Annotated in this window: 13 protein-coding genes; 5 read left to right on the top strand and 8 right to left on the bottom strand. The window is 69.8% G+C overall.

The genetic code is table 11. The features are described 5' to 3' along the window. Positions 1-9: 9 nt before the first annotated feature. The 4 genes from pstS to ACIBKX_RS39970 form a co-directional block, all read right to left on the bottom strand. On the bottom strand, positions 10-1140 hold the full coding sequence (gene pstS / locus ACIBKX_RS39985) for a phosphate ABC transporter substrate-binding protein PstS (RefSeq protein WP_363277506.1): 1131 nt from the start codon (positions 1138-1140) through the stop codon (positions 10-12). A 195-nt stretch (positions 1141-1335) separates the two neighbouring features. Beyond that, a complete protein-coding gene (locus tag ACIBKX_RS39980; protein WP_363277507.1) occupies positions 1336-1755 on the bottom strand; it encodes an NUDIX hydrolase in 420 nt (139 codons plus the stop codon). Next, a complete protein-coding gene (locus ACIBKX_RS39975; protein ID WP_363277508.1) occupies positions 1752-2873 on the bottom strand; it encodes a CHAD domain-containing protein in 1122 nt (373 codons plus the stop codon). Before ACIBKX_RS39975 ends, ACIBKX_RS39980 begins: the two co-directional genes overlap by 4 nt. Further along, the gene (locus tag ACIBKX_RS39970) at positions 2854-5205 is read right to left on the bottom strand and encodes an RNA degradosome polyphosphate kinase (RefSeq protein WP_399377294.1); all 2352 of its coding nucleotides are present in this window, start codon (positions 5203-5205) and stop codon (positions 2854-2856) included. The genes ACIBKX_RS39975 and ACIBKX_RS39970 overlap by 20 nt, the downstream gene beginning before the upstream one ends. Positions 5206-5510: 305 nt before the next feature. Between ACIBKX_RS39970 and ACIBKX_RS39965 the strand changes: the two genes are divergently transcribed. Further along, on the top strand, positions 5511-5861 hold the full coding sequence (locus tag ACIBKX_RS39965) for a hypothetical protein (protein ID WP_363277512.1): 351 nt from the start codon (positions 5511-5513) through the stop codon (positions 5859-5861). A gap of 63 nt (positions 5862-5924) precedes the next feature. Here the strand turns inward: ACIBKX_RS39965 and mshD are convergent, their stop codons facing one another. Next, positions 5925-6848, bottom strand: coding sequence for a mycothiol synthase (gene mshD, locus ACIBKX_RS39960; RefSeq protein ID WP_363277513.1), 924 nt, complete (start codon positions 6846-6848; stop codon positions 5925-5927). 257 nt (positions 6849-7105) lie between these two features. On the opposite strand from mshD, the gene ACIBKX_RS39955 reads away from it, so the two are divergent. After that, complete coding sequence (locus ACIBKX_RS39955) at positions 7106-8926, top strand: bifunctional metallophosphatase/5'-nucleotidase (RefSeq protein ID WP_363277514.1); 1821 nt, start codon at positions 7106-7108, stop codon at positions 8924-8926. Between the two features lie 143 nt (positions 8927-9069). Next, positions 9070-10371: a DUF2993 domain-containing protein gene (locus tag ACIBKX_RS39950; RefSeq protein WP_399377291.1), complete on the top strand. Its 1302-nt coding sequence runs from the start codon at positions 9070-9072 to the stop codon at positions 10369-10371. 228 nt (positions 10372-10599) lie between these two features. Here ACIBKX_RS39950 and ACIBKX_RS39945 read toward each other — a convergent pair whose 3' ends face one another. Beyond that, complete coding sequence (locus ACIBKX_RS39945) at positions 10600-11361, bottom strand: hypothetical protein (protein WP_363277516.1); 762 nt, start codon at positions 11359-11361, stop codon at positions 10600-10602. A gap of 248 nt (positions 11362-11609) precedes the next feature. Between ACIBKX_RS39945 and ACIBKX_RS39940 the strand changes: the two genes are divergently transcribed. After that, positions 11610-12353, top strand: a complete 744-nt coding sequence (locus tag ACIBKX_RS39940; RefSeq protein WP_363277517.1) for a DUF4232 domain-containing protein — start codon at positions 11610-11612, stop codon at positions 12351-12353. Between the two features lie 40 nt (positions 12354-12393). Here ACIBKX_RS39940 and ACIBKX_RS39935 read toward each other — a convergent pair whose 3' ends face one another. After that, positions 12394-13032 carry an NAD(P)-binding domain-containing protein gene (locus tag ACIBKX_RS39935; RefSeq protein ID WP_363277518.1) on the bottom strand — a complete coding sequence of 213 codons (639 nt, stop codon included), beginning with the start codon at positions 13030-13032 and terminating at the stop codon, positions 12394-12396. 95 nt (positions 13033-13127) lie between these two features. Continuing rightward, positions 13128-13928: a TetR/AcrR family transcriptional regulator gene (locus ACIBKX_RS39930; RefSeq protein ID WP_363277519.1), complete on the bottom strand. Its 801-nt coding sequence runs from the start codon at positions 13926-13928 to the stop codon at positions 13128-13130. 94 nt (positions 13929-14022) lie between these two features. On the opposite strand from ACIBKX_RS39930, the gene ACIBKX_RS39925 reads away from it, so the two are divergent. Then, positions 14023-14244, top strand: coding sequence for a hypothetical protein (locus tag ACIBKX_RS39925; protein WP_363277520.1), 222 nt, complete (start codon positions 14023-14025; stop codon positions 14242-14244). The last annotated feature ends 24 nt before the right edge of the window (positions 14245-14268 follow it).

The raw sequence follows: 14268 nt of genomic DNA, 5'->3' as shown, positions 1-14268 counted from the left end.
TCGGTTCAGCTAGCTCAGGCCCGCGACGGTCGTGCGGACCTTGGCGATGATCTCGGCCGGGATCGGCGCGTAGTCGTTCTCCTTGAGGACGTTCTGGCCGTCCTCGCTGGCGATGTAGGTCAGGAAGGACTTGGTGGCGGCGAGGGTCTCGGCCTTGTTGCCCTTCTCGCAGACGATCTCGTACGTCACGAGGGTGATCGGGTAGGCGCCCTCGGCGGTGGGCTTGTAGTTCAGCTCCAGCGCGAGGTCCTTGCCCTTGCCGACGACCTTGGCCTCGGAGATGGCCTTGGAGGCGTTGTCGACGGTGGCCTTCACCGGCTCCTTGGCGTCCGTCTTCAGGTCGACGGTCTTGATGCCCTCGCCCGCGTAGGAGAGCTCGAAGTAGGAGATGGCGCCGGCGGTCTGCTTGACCTGGGCCGAGACACCGGAGGAGCCGTTGGCGGACTGGCCGCCCTTGGCCTCCCAGGACTTGCCCGGCTCGTACGACCAGGCGTCGGGAGCGGCGCCCTTGAGGTACTTGGTGAAGTTGTCCGTGGTGCCGGACTCGTCCGAGCGGTGGAAGGCCTGGACCTTGGTGCCGGGGAGCTTGGCGTCGGGGTTCAGCTTCTGGATGGCCTTGTCGTCCCAGGTCTTGATCTTGTTGTCGAAGATCTTGGCGAGGGTCTCGGCGTCCAGGACGAGGTTGTCCACACCCGGCACGTTGTAACCGACGGCGATCGGGCCGCCGACCATCGGCAGGTCGATGGCCTGGCTGTCCTTGCAGACCTTCTTCGACTTCTCGACCTCCTCCGGCTTGAGCGCCGAGTCGGAGCCCGCGAAGGCGGTCTGGCCCTGCGTGAACGCGGTGATGCCGGCGCCGGAACCCGTCGGGTTGTAGTTCAGCTGGACGTCCTTGCAGGCGGTCGAGTAGACCTTGCGCCAGGCGTCGATCGCGTTCTTCTGCGCGGACGAACCGGAGGCCGCGAGCTGGCCCTTGGCGTCATCACACTTGATGTTGGCGTTGGCGTTCGTCTCCTTGCCGCTGCCACCGCCCGAACTGCTCGTGTCGTCGGAGCCGCACGCCGTGAGGGCCAGGGCGCCGGAGACGGCGATGGCGCCGAGCGAAAGGGCGCGGAGCCGGTTCTTGCGCTGAAGCTTCACTTTCGGAGTTCCTTCCGGGAGCCGCCGTCCTTGGGGTGGCGGCGTGCGAGGTCTTACGTCGTTTCGGTCTTACGTCGTGTTGTAAGGCCGAAATTAGGCAGGGCAGGTGAAGCGGCCGATGGGCACGAGTGAACGGCGGGTGAACCTCGGCGGTCGGCCTGGTTAGAGAATCTGCCACGGAAAGTGACGGCGTAATCACGCAGGGTTGAGAACGCTGAGCAGGGCGTCGACGAGCCGCTGGTCACGCGGCTGGGTGAGGCGGTTGCGGGCGGCGGCCGGGGGCAGCCAGCGGATGCGGTCGACCTCGCTGTTGGGCACGAAGCGGCCCTCGGCCGCCTCGGCGGCCCAGTAGCTGACTTCCTTGGGGCGGCCCTGGGCGAGATAGCGGACCGTGGGGAGGCGGGCGCCGGGGACGCAGCGGTGGCCGGTCTCCTCCTCGACCTCCCGCAGCGCCCCGGCGAGGGGGTCCTCGGCGCGCTTCAGCTTGCCCTTCGGGTGCGACCAGTCGTCGTACTTCGGCCGGTGGACCAGACAGATCTCCAGCTCCCCGTCGAACGGGGAGCGGCGCCACAGGACGCAGCCCGCGGCGCGGATGGGGTCGCTGCCGGTCGTCATGGCGTGCGGACCGCCTCCCGCAGCCAGGCCTGGTGGAAGTCGAAGCGGGCCGCCTCGACCTCGTGCCGCTGGTCGGCGTGCAGGACGCCGAGCGCGTACGCCGTCGCGGGGGCGATGCGGGGGGTGCGGGCCGCCGCCGCCGCTGCCGCCGCGGCTTCGGCGGCCTCGCGGTGGCGGTCCAGGGCGTGGCCCGCGTCGGCGAGGCGGAGGTCCGGCTGCCGGTCCGCCGCTTCCGTGCTCAGGAGGACTTCCCGGGCGTACCGGTGCAGGCGGAGGAGGGCGCGGGTCTTCAGCCAGGGGGCGTCCTGGGCCTCGGGGGCCTCGGCCGCGGCGAGGCCGTGCACCAGGGCCTCGGCGTTGTACGGGTGGCCCGCCTGGCCGAGGGGGAGGGCGGCGACGGCTTCGGCGAGGTTCTCCTCGGCTTTCGCCGCCAGCTGTTTGAGGTCGCCCCTGCTGCCGCTGAGGGGGACCTCGCTGGCGAGTACGGCCACGTTGTCCGCGACGGCGTGGAAGCGGGAGGAGCCGAAGGCTTGCAGCGCGGTGGAGTGGGCCCGCGTCCGCGCGAGGGTGAGCTGACGCTCCAGGAGGGCTGCGGCTTTGGCCGCGCCGACCGTCAAACCCCTTGGCGCACCGCCCTGTTGATCGGCGCCCGGCGCTTGGGGCTGTGCCCACCCTCCCCCACTCTCAACTCCGTTCGAGCGGGGGGACCCCCCTCGCCTTGCGGAACGCCTGCCCACAGCGATGGCGGCCGCCTCCTCTGTAGGAGGTGGAACAGTCGGCGTGCCCGACAAGCGGTGCAATGCCTCCAGCAACCGCTCCAAGCGGGACGCGTACGCGTGCTCGCGGGCCAACGTGCCGGAGAGCCACGCCAGTTCGGGGCGGAGTTCCGTCGCCCACTCCTGGTCCAGGAGCGGGCGGAACGTGTGCAGCGTGCCGCCGATGCGGCGGGCCGCGCGGCGCAGGGCGCGGGCCGCCTCCAGGGACTCCTCGGCGCCCTGCGCGTCCGTCGTCGACTCACGGTGCAGCCGCAGCGAGCGGAGGAACTCCGTTGCCTGGCCCCGCAGATGGGCGGCGAGGACCTCGCCCGCCGTCGACTCGTCAAGGTGTAGCTGTGCCACGCCGGCGCCTCCGGGCGTCTATGAGCATCTCCTGTACGTTGCGCAGGGGCTGGCCCTCCGGATCCAGCGCGTGCCGGGTCCAGTTGCCGTCCGCGCCCAGGTGCCAGGAGGCGGTGGTGTCCGACATGCCGGTCTCCAGGAGCCGGTTGAGCGCCGCCCGGTGTGCCGGGTCGGTCACCCTGACCAGTGCCTCGATACGACGGTCGAGGTTGCGGTGCATCATGTCGGCGCTGCCGATCCACACCTCGGGCTCCCCGCCGTTGCCGAAGGCGAAGACGCGGGAGTGTTCGAGGAAGCGGCCGAGGACCGAACGCACCCGGATCGTCTCCGAGAGCCCGGCCACGCCCGGCCGCACCGCGCAGATCCCGCGTACCCACACGTCGACCGGGACTCCGGCCTGCGAGGCGCGGTAGAGGGAGTCCACCACCGCCTCGTCGACCATCGAGTTGACCTTGATGCGTACGTAGGCGGGGCGGCCCGCGCGGTGGTGCTGTATCTCCTTGTTCACGCGGGAGATCAGACCGTCGCGCAGGGACTTGGGGGCGACGAGCAGCCGCCGGTAGGTCTCGCGGCGCGAGTAGCCGGAGAGCCGGTTGAAGAGGTCGGACAGGTCGGCGCCCACCTCCTGCTTGGCGGTGAGCAGCCCGAGGTCCTCGTAGAGCCGGGCCGTCTTCGGGTGGTAGTTGCCCGTCCCTACATGGGAGTAGCGGACGAGCGACTCGCCCTCCTGGCGGACCACGAGCGACAGCTTGCAGTGCGTCTTCAGGCCGACCAGGCCGTAGACGACATGGCAGCCCGCCTCCTCCAGCTTGCGCGCCCACTTGATGTTGGCCTGCTCGTCGAAGCGGGCCTTGATCTCGACGAGGACGAGCACCTGCTTGCCGGACTCGGCGGCGTCGATGAGCGCGTCGACTATCGGGGAGTCGCCGGAGGTCCGGTACAGCGTCTGCTTGATCGCGAGCACGTCCGGGTCGGCGGCCGCCTGCTCCAGGAAGGCCTGCACGGACGTCGAGAACGAGTCGTACGGGTGGTGCAGGAGTACGTCGCGTTCGCGAAGGGCAGCGAAGATGTCGGGGGCGGACGCCGACTCGACCTCGGCCAGGTCGCGGTGCGTGCCCGCGATGAACTTGGGGTACTTCAGCTCGGGCCGGTCGAGCGCCGCGATGCCGAAGAGCCCGGTCAGGTCGAGCGGGCCGGGCAGCGGGTAGACCTCGGCCTCGCTGATCTTCAGCTCGCGCACGAGCAGATCGAGCACGTTCCGGTCGATGGACTCCTCGACCTCAAGGCGCACCGGCGGCCCGAAGCGGCGCCGCATGAGCTCCTTCTCCAGGGCCTGGAGCAGGTTCTCGGCGTCGTCCTCCTCCACCTCCAGGTCCTCGTTCCGGGTGAGCCGGAACATGTGGTGCTCCTGGATCTCCATGCCCGGGAACAGCTCCGCGAGGTGCGCGGGCGCGGCGATGACGTCCTCGATGGGGACGTACCGCTGAGGCGATGCCTCAAGGAAGCGGGAGAGCAGCGGCGGAACCTTCACACGGGCAAAGTGAGTGTGCCCCGAGACCGGGTTGCGCACGACCACGGCCAGGTTCAGCGACAGCCCCGAGATGTACGGGAAGGGGTGCGCGGGGTCCACGGCCAGCGGGGTCAGGACGGGGAAGATCTGCTGCCGGAAGAGCGTGAAGAGGCGGGACTGCTCCTTCTCGGTCAGCTCGTTCCAGCGGACCAGGTGGATGCCCTCGTCGGCCAGTCCGGGGGCGACGTCCTCCTGGTAGCAGGCGGCGTGCCGGGCCATGAGCTCGCGGGAGCGGTTCCAGATCAGCTCCAGGACCTCACGGGGCTGCAGGCCTGAGGCCGAACGGGTGGCGACACCGGTCGCGATACGTCGCTTCAGGCCGGCCACCCGGACCATGAAGAACTCGTCGAGGTTCGAGGCGAAGATCGCGAGGAAGTTCGCCCGCTCCAGGAGCGGGGTGTGCGGATCCTCGGCCAGCTCCAGGACGCGCTCGTTGAAGGCGAGCCAGCTGCGCTCCCGGTCCAGGAAGCGCCCCTGCGGAAGCTCGGCGCCGTCGTGTCCTACCTGGCCGTCCTCGTCGTACGCGTCGAGATCCGCGTCGATGTCGGGGTCGAGATCCGACACCGCGGCGGCGAGCGTGTGCGGGCGGTGCGCGGCGATCGAGCCCACGGAGGGCTGGGCGTGCTGGACCTGTCCTTGCGTGCTGGGCTGGCTCATGGCCCCATTCTTCCGCGCGGGGACCCCGATGGGCGCGTCGGAGAGTGCCGGGGTGAGGCGAAGCTTCCCGTTCATGGGGGGAGGGTCGGGCACGGCGGGCTGCATTGAGCGAGGGTCGCAAGCCAGTCTGAATCGTTGGTTACGGAGACATGACGTGTGGGACATGTGCCGGGGACTCCCGGACGTCTACACGTCCGGAGGTCTGTCCGTTGCTCGTCCGGGGGTCGGTCCGATCCGCGTCCGGGGGCCGGCCCGCACCGCCCAACTCCCCTTCTTCTACGACATGTTCGGCGAGGGCCGCGTGCCGCTCCGCGCCGCGGCGGGGGCGTCTTTCGTCAAGGGCCCGGCGATCTTGTAAGGTCTGCGGCTCAGCATTGACGTGAACACGCACGGAAGTCGGGGGACTTACCTTGTCCAATTCATCCTTCAGCCGCCAGTCGCCCCTGATGAAGGTGGTGGTCCTGCTCATCGCGGCGGTCATCGCCGGCGTCTGGTGGTACACGAGCCGCGGCAACACCACGGGCCCCGGCAGCGAGTCCGCCAAGGCGCCCGCGGTCGCCGAGGTCGGTGACTGCGTAGAGAACAAGGGGTCCGACGGCAGCCCCGACATGGAGCTCATCGACTGCTCTAGCGCCAAGGCCGAGTACAAGGTCGCGAGCAAGTACGAGGCCGAGTGCAAGCCGGGCCAGTCGCAGTACCAGGAGACGCGGCGGGGGCGGGTGCAGTTCGAGATGTGCCTTACGCCGGTTGAGCCGAAGTAGCCGAAGCGGCCGAAGCAGCGGTGGCCGAAGGGGCGCGGGAGAGCCCGCGCCCCTTCGGGGTGCTCAGGACTCCGTCCGGTACATCAAGTCCGTCTCGTGCGTGATGAACCCCAGCCGCTCGTAGACGCTCACCGCCGCCTTGTTGTCCGCGTCGACGTACAGCATCGCCGTCGGCAGCCCCGCCGCCGCGAGGTGATTCAGGCCGATCGTGGTCAGCGCCTTGCCGAGGCCGCCGCCCTGCGCCCCGGAGCGCACGCCGACGACATACACCTCTCCCAGGCCCTCCTCGGTGTGCACCTTGGTCCAGTGGAAGCCGACCAGCTCGCCGTCCTTCTCCGCGAGGAAGAAGCCCGCCGGGTCGAACCACGGCTCGGCCTTGCGGTCGTCCAGGTCGCGCTGGGTGAGGGAGCCCTGCTCGGGGTGGTGCGCGAACGCGTCGGCGTTCACCGCGAGCCAGGCGGCGTCGTCATCGCCGGGCACGAAGGTACGTACGGAGACACCCTCGGGGAGCACCGGCTCGGGCAGGTCGAGATCGCCCAAGGAGCGCCGCATCTGCCGCAGTTCGCGGAAGAGCGTGAGCCCGAGGACCTGCGCCAGATGCCGGGCGGCGGAGTGCCCGCCGTGCGCCCACACCCGCAGCCGGCGGCCGGACTCCGCGAGCAGCGCCGTGCCGAGCGCGCGGCCGTGCCCGCGGCCCCGGTGCGCGGGGTGCACGACCAGCTCGGCGGCGGGCGCCTCGATCGGGTCGGTGTCCTCCAGCTGCGCGTACCCGACGAACTCGCCGTCGACCGTCAGCAGCAGATGCCGCACCCCTTGCCGCGCACCTCCCCGCAACTGCAGCCGCCCCTGCTCGGAGACGGCCTGCTGGCCGTCCGCGCGGGCGGCGTCCGCGATGAGCCCGAGCACGGCTTCGGCCTGGTCGGGGGCGAGGGCGTCGACGGTGTCGATCTGCCGCATGGGGGCGGGAGGCTGCTGCTCGTCAGTCATGGTGTCGAGGGTACGGCGAGCGCAGGTCCCGGAGCAGTTCACCGGACGTACGCGATGCCGTCCGGGGCCGGTGTCCGGGGCCGGTGTCCAGGGCCGGTGTCCAGGACCGGTGTCCGGTTCGCCCCGAGCGTCCGGAACGCCCCCGATGGCAACCGGCCCGTAACCCGCAACCCCCTGTCGTGCTACGCGCGTTGACCCTAGGCTGCGCACGGAGTTTCACAGCCTCCAGCCGCCTCTCACCTCACCCAGGGGGACACGTGTCAACCACAGCACAGCCACCACAGCCGCCCCGGCCCAGACGCCGGACCACGCGCGTGCTCGCCGCTGCCGCCGGTCTCGCGACGCTCGGCGCACTGGCCGCGGCGCTGCCGGCGAACGCGGGGCAGGACCACGCGGGCGGGGGTACGAAGAAGCGCACGGTCGACGTGCAGCTGCTGTCCTTCAACGACTTCCACGGCAATCTGCAGCCCCCGGCCGGGTCCTCGGGCCAGGTGACGGAGAAGCAGCCGGACGGGACCGAGAAGAAGATCGACGCGGGCGGCGCCGAGTACCTCGCCACGTCCCTCCGCACGGCCCGCAAGGACAAGCCGTACACCGTCACGGCGGCGGCCGGCGACCTCATCGGCGCGAGCCCGCTCCTCTCCGGCCTCTTCCACGACGAGCCGACGATCGAGGCGATGAACAAGCTGGACCTCGACGTCACCAGCGTCGGGAACCACGAGTTCGACGAGGGGGCCAAGGAGCTGGCCCGTATGCAGAACGGCGGCTGTCACCCCAAGGACGGCTGCTTCGAGGAGGGCAAGGAGTTCAAGGGGGCCGACTACCCCTATCTCGCGGCGAACGTGACCGACGAGAAGACGGACAAGCCCATCCTCAAGCCGTACTGGGTGTGGAAGCACAAGGGCGTGAAGATCGGCTTCATCGGCGTGACCCTTGAGGGCACCCCGGACATCGTCTCCGCCGACGGCGTCAAGGGGCTCAAGTTCCACGACGAGATCAAGACGGTCAACAAGTACGCCAAGGAGCTCGACAAGCAGGGCGTGAAGTCGATCGTCACGCTGATCCACGAGGGCGGTTCCCCGGCCTCGCAGAGCTACAACTACGACTGCGACTCCCCGGGCGCGGGCGACGGCATCTCCGGCCCCATCACCGACATCGCCAAGGGCATCACGCCCAAGGTCGACGCCCTGGTCACGGGCCACACGCACTCCGCTTACGTCTGCACGATCCCGGACCCGGCGGGCAAGCCGAGGATGGTCACGTCGGCATCGTCGTACGGAAAGCTGTACACGGACACGACGCTCACGTACGACCGCAAGACGAAGGACATAGTCCGTACGTCGGTGAAGTCCGCGAACCACGTCGTCAGCCGCGACCAGGCCAAGGCGGCGGACATGACCTCGCTGATCGGGCGCTGGAACAAGCTCGCGGAGCCGGTCGCCAACAAGCCGGTCGGCTACATCTCGGCGGACATCCCCGGCCGCGGCTCCGGCGCCCCCGAGGCCCCGCTCGGCGACCTGATCGCGGACGCGCAGCTCGCCCACGCCAAGTCCCTCGACCCCGAGGCCGACCTGGCGCTGATGAACCCGGGCGGCATCCGCTCCGACCTCGTCTTCAAGGCGAGCGGCAGTGAGGGCGACGGGGTGGTGACGTACGGCGAGGGCTTCACCGTGCAGCCGTTCAGCAACACGGTCAATCTGGTCGACCTGACCGGCGCGCAGATCATCACCGGCCTGAAGCAGCAGGTGAGCGGCCCGAACGAGGCATCCCCGAAGATTCTCCAGGTCTCGGACGGCCTGACGTACACGCTCGACCTGACCAAGTCGGGCGCGGACCGCGTCGTCACCGACTCGATCAAGCTGAACGGCAAGGCGATAGATCCGGCCACGACCTACCGTGTGGCGATGAACTCGTTCCTCGCGGGCGGCGGCGACGGCTTCGCGGAGCTGGGCAAGGGCGCGAAGCCGCTGGTCGGCGGCGATGACCTGAAGGCGCTCAACGACTACCTGACCGCCAACTCCTCGGCGGACAAGCCGATCGCGCCGCCGAAGGCGGACAGGATCACGGTCGTGAAGTGACAGGATCACGGTCGTGAAGTGAGGGGTCGAGCGGGCCGCTGAGTGAACGGCGCGTAAATAAGGCGCATTCGTAAGTGGCCGAAACCGGCTCTTACTGGTGGTAAGGCTTGGGGTGGGGTGTGAACGTATGGTGAAATCAGCTGATGCGTTCCCCCCACCGCATAGCCACGCTTCCGTCCGATCACAACCAGGCCTACCCGTCTGATGGTTGGCAGGACGAATCGGTTCCCCCGGAAGCGCAGGCGATGCCCGAAGCGCCCGCCGAGACGACCGCTCCGCTCAATCCGTACGACGAACTGGGCGCCCTCGCACCGAACCCGCTGGAGGAGTTCCTCCACGAGACGGCCGACGACGACGCCGACGACTCCGAAGCGCCTTGGCAGCCCCCGAACCACCGCCGCGGCAGCCGCCGCCGCAACCGGTTCGCCGGGCTTCCGATCGCCGGAAAGCTGGTCGTCGCGCTGCTCGTCGCCACCGCCTTCCTCGCCCTGGGCGACCGCTGGGCCCTGCTCTACGCCGAGCACGAGGCCGCGGAGAAGCTCAAGGAGTCCATGCACCTGAGCGCGGCGCCCGAGGTCGACATCGAGGGCTTTCCCTTCCTGACCCAGGTGCTCGACCAGCGCATCGACAAAGTCAAGGTCACCGTCCCCGACGTCGCGGCCGACCGGATCTCGCTGGCCCAGGTGACGGCGACGGCCAACGACGTACAGATCAACGGCGACGGCCCCACCGACATCAAGGGCGCCCTCATCCGGGAGATGCACGGCGAGGTGCTGCTCTCCTTCGAGGACCTCAACCGTGAACTGGGCGCGTCCCAGGTCACGTTCAGCGGCCATGGCCGCGACCAGGTGCTCGCGCGCGGTACGTTGCCCGTGGCGGGCCATGACCTGAAGGTGCGGGCCGACGCCCGTATCCAGCGCAACGGCGACCGCGGCATCTCCACCGACATCGGCCGGATGAGCCTGCAGATCGGCGACCTGGCGACGTACCGTCCCGGCGTCCGCGACTCCGAGGGCCTGCACCTGAGCCGCAGCTCCGTGGAGAAGCTCAACGAGGAGACGGCGAAGGCGAAGGCGCTCCTCTCCGTCCCCTCGATCGTGAAGCGGATCGGCGTGCCGGACTCGGTCATCAGCGCGGCGCTCCAGAGCGACGCGAAGCTGAACGAGCTGGTCGGCTCCCCGAGGTTCATCAACGACGTGATGGGCCTGAACCTCATCGACGTGGCGATGGGTCACCCCGAGCTCCTGAAGAAGCTGGGCCTGGACCCCGCCCTCCTGAAGGGCCTCTCCGAGCTGACGCGCCCGGTACTCGCCGACCGCCTCACGCTCGCCTTCCGGCTGCCGAAGCTGCCGGGGGCGGGGAACGTGTGGCTGAAGGACGTGAGCGTCCAGAAGGACGGGATCAGGGTGCAGCTGATCGGTGCGGGCCTGGGAATCGGCAACTAGCCCCGGCTCGTCCCAGTCGCCTCAGTCGCCTCGGTCGTCACCGGTACCGCTGACGGTCTCGCCGGCGCGGGCCTGGTGCCTTCGATCGTGGCCGGGGCCGATGCACCACCGGCCCACCAGAAGCTCCCGCCCGACCGGCGTTCACCGGTGGGGAGCAGGCGGAGCCCCGAGATGCAGGGGCAGCGCGCCCCGGGACAGCGCGCAGAGCCCTGCCCGCGCCGCCAGCCCCTACTGCTCCACGAACTCGTCCGTCAGTACGCAGCCCTCCACCAGCGCCGGGGCCGTCCTTACGTCTCCGTACGGCTTGAAGTTCGGGTTGCAGTTCAGTTCCAGGAGGCCCGAGGCCGAGAGGTCGCGGACCGTGTCGTCGTCCGGGGCTATCACCACGAAGTCCCTGCCGATGGCGAAGCCGCCCTCGACGTCCGCGAGTTCGTCGTCCTTCATCTCCTCGGCGAGGTCCGCCTTGTACGCCGTCTGGAACTGCTTCATGTCGCTGGTCTTGAAGACCCGCATATAGCTGCCCCCGCCGTCGTCGCAGGTCCCCCGGAACTGCACGCCCCACGACGCGTCGAACTTCTCGTCCATCGGGTAGTAGCGCTCGTCGGAGGGGTCGATGCTGTACCGCTCGCACGTGGTGAACCGCTGGAGGTACTCACCCGCCGCCATGACGGTCTTCGCCTCCGGCAGGTTCTCCAGCATCATCTTCTGACGCGCCTCGGGGCCTCCGCTGGCACCGCCGTTGCGGGCAGACCCCGCACCAGAATCAACGCTGGGCGTCGGAGCGGTCGAGCCACCGCCCGAGCCGGAGCCCGAGCCCGAGTCCGAGCCGGGGTCCGAGCCGGAGTCCGAGCCGGAGCCCGCCACCGCGCCGGCTATCGCCCCCGCCTCCGACGCCCCCGCGGCCTCGTCCTCCCCCTCACACCCCGTCACCGTCAGAGCAAGTACCGCCGCCGCACCGACAACTGCCGCCCGCCTGGACCTCGTACGCATGATGGTGTGATCCGTTCCCCCGCCGATTCATGACGCCGGGACCTTAGAGCAAGCGCATGTGCATGATCAAACCGCCCCCCGCGCGTCCCACTCCGGCATTCCAGGCAAGGGGCGTTTCAGCAGGTCAGACCCCCTGGAAGCATTCCAGCGTCCCGGATGGGACGGCAGCTCTTGCCGCCGCGGGGGACCGCCCCGTTGGCTGTGATCACGACAGCCCAGCAGCACCAGCAGCTACTCCGGGGGGACCCATGAACAAGCGCACCCGCAAGTCCGTCATCGCCGCCATCGGCCTCGTCGCCGCCCTCTCGCTCACCGCCTGCAACGGTGACGACAACGCCTCGTCGGACACCTCGGCCGACACCTCCGCCAGCTCCCCCGTCGACTCGGGCGGCAAGGGAAGCGACAACAGCGGCAACAACGGCAGCGGAGGCAACAGCGACGACAAGGGCAGCGGAGGCACCGGCTCCGGCGAAAGCGGCGGCAACACCGACCAAGGCTCCAGCGACCAAGGCACCGCCGGTCAAGGCACCGCCGCCGGCACCGGCGACAACAGCGACGGCGAGATCGACATCTGCCGTACCGACGAGCTCGAAGTGAACGCCCTCGACAACTCCACCGACAAGACGGAAGGCGTCGTCACCGTCGTCTTCAAGAACGGCGGCGGGCGCGACTGCTCCATCAGCGGCTACGCCGGCGTCGACCTGAAGGCGTCCACGGGCGACACCCTCTCCGTCGACCGCAACGGCGAGGCCCCGCACCCCGACATCCTGAAGGACGGCGAGTCCGCCGCCTTCAACATCACGTTCCCGATCAACAACTCCGGCGGCTCCGGGGTGAACATCACCAACCTCGTCGTCACCCCGCCGAACGAGACCAAGCACGTCACCCTCGACTGGCCCGCGGGCTCGCTCCCCGTGACGGACGGCGAGAGCGGCGGCCCGAAGCTGGAGATCAGCCCCGTCGGCAAGGTCAGCGACTCCCCCGCCGGCTGAAGAGCCCGGCCGGGACAGCAGCGGCCGCCCCGCCACCTCGCTAAGAGGCGGCCCGCTGAGGCACCACCCGGATGCCGAACTCGTACGACCCGATGGACTGCGCGATGCCGATGAAGAGCAGCGCGAAGTGCTCCTGACCCCGCGCCGTCCTGATGCCTCCCAGATCGAGCTGGGAGGCATCGGGCCACCCCAGGTCGCCCAGCAGCCCCCGCGTCGTGCCCTTGGCGGCGTCGTCCTCGCCCGAGAGGAAGACCGTGCTCGGCCCCTCCAGGCTCTCCGGGGCCGTCATCACGACCGAGTCCACTGTGGCGAGCGTCTTGACCACCCGCGTCTCGGGATAGGCCGCCTGAATCTCCTCGCTCAGGCTGTGGTTGGGGTGCGAGAGGTCCATGTCCCCGATGAAGCCGACACCGATGTCGACCAGCACCTTCCCGGCGATCGCGGCCCCGCCGATCTCCTTCAGTACGTCCATCGAGGCCGTACCCGGCGTCGCGTTCACCACCACCTCGCCGTGCGCGGCGGCCTCCCCGACCCCGACGACGGCGAACCCCGCCAGCTCCCCGGCCGCACCCCGCTCCTCGGGCGAACGCGATCCCAGTACGACGTCGTGCCCCGCCGCGCTCCAGCCGGTCGCCAGTGCGCGCGCCACATTTCCGGTACCCAGCAGTCCAATTCGCATGGCAGCGACGCTAACCAGCCCTGGGGGAAAGGTGATCGGGCCGCGGCCCCAACCCCGGTCGGCCCGGCGGCGTACTCCCGAAGACCGAGCCGCGGCTAGGCGGCGGCCGGGCTGAAGATCTTCGCCAGGTGGTAGTCCAGCGTCTCGCGTACGTCCTCCAGCGTGCGCCGCCCGTGGAGCACGTCGCCCCCGAGCCCCACCGCCCCCGCCACCAGCAGATCCGCCTCGCGTCGCGCGTTCAGGGACGGTGCCGTCTGCCCGTCCGCCTGTGCCGTCGCGATGAAGTCGGCGACCAGGTCCTCCAGGGGGTGGTCGTCGCTCAGGAAGACCGCCGCGATGGCGGGGTCGGTGAGGCTGCGGGCGTAGTACGCGGAGAACACCCGCAGCGCCATGGTCCGTTGGGCGTCCAGGGGGAGGAACTCGTCGAGCAGTCCCCGGAGCACTCCGCGCAGGTCCGCCGGGTCGAAGCGGATGCGGGTGCGGGCCAGGCGTTCGTTCTCGCCGTGCAGCATGTGCAGGGCGGCGACCAGGAGTTGGTGCTTGCTGCCGAAGTGGTACTGCACCACGCGCAGCGACACCCCCGCCTCCGCCGCGATCTCCCGCATGCTCGCAGCGTCGAGACCCCGCTCGGCCGCGATGCGCCAGACCGCCTCCGCGATCTGGCGGCGCCGCTTGTCCGACCGCACGCTCGTCGGCGTGGGCGCGGGGCGCTCGGCCGCCGGCTCGGGGGGCAGCTTGCGGCGCCGGTACGCCCTCGCCTGACAGCTGCGGGAGCAGTAGAGGGCGGGGCGGCCACGCTTGCCCGCGGGGCTCATCTCGGTACGGCAGAGGGTGCAGCGGGTCTTGCCGCGGGCCCCGCCTCGGGCCTCGCCAGGAGCCATCTTTTCGTCACGCACATCCCCCACTATAGAACTTAGAATGTGTGACGTAATAGAGAGTTCAAGGCTTCAGCAAAGGGAATTCCGTCACCCTCGCTGATACGTTCGTAACGTGAAATTCGACTTCCTGCAGATCGTCGGCGCGGTTCTGATGTGTTTCTCCGCGCAGGGCGGCATCCGACTGTTCCTCGACCACGACTACGACGGCATGCTCGGCTGGCTCCCCGGCGACTTCCCGGTCCTCATGGCCGCGTACGTCGTCGCCCTCGCCGCCGGCGTCCTCCTGACCGGCTGGTCCCACACGCGGGCGAAAGCGCTCGGCCGGCGCGGTTGACGGGTGTCCAACTTTCCCCGATCG

Origin of the sequence: Streptomyces sp. NPDC050658 (genome assembly GCF_044457025.1) — a bacterium.
Taxonomy (GTDB): domain Bacteria; phylum Actinomycetota; class Actinomycetes; order Streptomycetales; family Streptomycetaceae; genus Streptomyces.
Note: the sequence above shows the minus strand (reverse complement) of the source record. Positions and strands in the feature narration are given on the sequence as shown.